This window comes from Archangium violaceum Cb vi76 (genome assembly GCF_000733295.1).
Taxonomy (GTDB): domain Bacteria; phylum Myxococcota; class Myxococcia; order Myxococcales; family Myxococcaceae; genus Archangium; species Archangium violaceum.
The window spans coordinates 1-1,474 of the sequence record NZ_JPMI01000124.1 but is presented as its reverse complement, the minus strand read 5'-3'; the positions used below and the strand labels follow the sequence as shown (position 1 = coordinate 1,474).

Below are 1,474 nucleotides of genomic sequence, written 5' to 3'. Positions count from 1 at the left end.
TCTCCCTTTGGGAGAGGGTTGGGGTGAGGGTGTATGACTTTAATCTGGCCCCGGGTGCGTCTGTGTGATTATTCACGCCTGAGAATGATCCCCTCGTCACTGATGGCGTAGCTCGCACCGACATCGACAGGGCTTGGCTCAAGGCCGCAGCGTTCATCTTCTTTAGGCGTGAAGTGGATGAACGTTACTTTTTCGCCGCGCTTGATCCATGCGTCGTAGTTCTCGATCTGCTGAAGGCATCGCACCAGTTCGTCCTTGTGCTTGGATGGCCCCCACCCTGCTGGCCGGAAATCATCCGTCGCGATCTGGAGTGCTTTGAGCTGAGGTCCGGTCACTGTTGCCACGTCTTTGTCCCATTCCGGAAATTGGATGCGCTCAGCGACCTCGGGAGGCGCAACAGATGCCTTCCGGTGGATGTGAATGCACCCGGGAAGAACAATCATCAGGATTCCCAGGCTGGTTCGCTTCATCCATCCTCCTGCGGGGTGCTGGTGCGGCATATTCGAGATGCCAGGTCGTTTCAACGTGTATGGCATGGGTGTTTATTGACCACGGATGTCGTCCGTCACCTGTTTGATGGGGGCGAATTTTCCGTCTTGAAGTTGGAAGACCGTACGATCTTGAAAGTCATACAAATAGACCTCACAGATGCGGTTGAACATCACCCGGAAATAGAAGCGTTGACGACTCGCTTGTAGATCTTCCGGGGAGAACCGCGAGGACGATGGGTGGCTATGGTAGTCAGCATAGATTTGTCCTCCCGGTGCTTCGGAATCACTGACCTTGTTTGGGACAAAGCAGGCTTTTCGCCCGCCCGGCAGTTCAAGGGGCGGGCCGAGCGAGGAGGGATAGCTCGCAAAAAATCTTGTATCTCCAGGACGCTGGTAGATGGCTCCACAATACTCCTGTCCACCGCGTTGATGTCCGGCTTGGGCTCCGGGCATGTTTCGGACGTTTTCACAAAGCTGCTCTCCAGATTGTCGGCGGGGCCGAGCATGGGGCCCACTACGATGATGTTGCCATCCGGGTCGCGCCAGAATTTTGGCTGTCCGCCAGTAGCACACCCCAGGATGCTCCCTGAGGCGAGTAGCATCGCGAGGTAATGCGGCATCATTTTTCGTACCGCCATTCAGGTTGTGACCGGCAGGGCCATCCGCGTGAGTATACCATGCGGTCGGCTGGCGACGGCGCTGGGAGAGGACGCGCTCTTCATGGCGGCGCTGGAGGACACGCACCGGCCCGAGGAGGCGTATGAGACGAAGACCTTCCGGCCACCGCCCATGAGGCGCGGACTGGAAGGCGAATTGCTCCAACCCGTGGAAGCGGCGGAGCCGGTGCCCGAGGTGATGCGGGAGCGGCCCTCGCGGATGCTGGGGACACCGGCGACGATCGACGTGGAGATGACGGCCTCGGGGGAGTTGCTGGCGGCGAGGCTGGGAGGCCGGAGGCGCCGGGTGATGGCGCTGGTGGGTCC

2 protein-coding genes and 1 pseudogene are annotated in these 1,474 nt (G+C 59.4%); 1 reads left to right on the top strand and 2 read right to left on the bottom strand.

Going from position 1 to position 1,474, the window contains the following annotated elements:
- Window positions 1–68 precede the first annotated feature (68 nt).
- Together Q664_RS18535 and Q664_RS56410 are read right to left on the bottom strand one after the other, a co-directional pair.
- Entirely contained in the window at window positions 69–470 is a 402-nt protein-coding gene (locus tag Q664_RS18535) for a hypothetical protein (RefSeq protein ID WP_043397029.1), read from the bottom strand.
- 72 nt (window positions 471–542) lie between these two features.
- Window positions 543–944: a DUF4329 domain-containing protein gene (locus Q664_RS56410; RefSeq protein WP_235216761.1), complete on the bottom strand. Its 402-nt coding sequence runs from the start codon at window positions 942–944 to the stop codon at window positions 543–545.
- Window positions 945–1,157: 213 nt separating this feature from the next.
- Between Q664_RS56410 and Q664_RS18530 the strand changes: the two are divergent.
- A pseudogene (locus Q664_RS18530) lies at window positions 1,158–1,474 on the top strand (Y-family DNA polymerase); the annotation flags it as partial.

What these genes read in the sequence shown, in the direction of transcription:
- Q664_RS56410 (WP_235216761.1), bottom strand. Translation starts at nt 944, where the DNA reads ATGCCCGGAGCCCAAGCCGGACATCAACGCGGTGGACAGGAGTATTGT.
- Q664_RS18535 (WP_043397029.1), bottom strand. Translation starts at nt 470, where the DNA reads ATGAAGCGAACCAGCCTGGGAATCCTGATGATTGTTCTTCCCGGGTGC.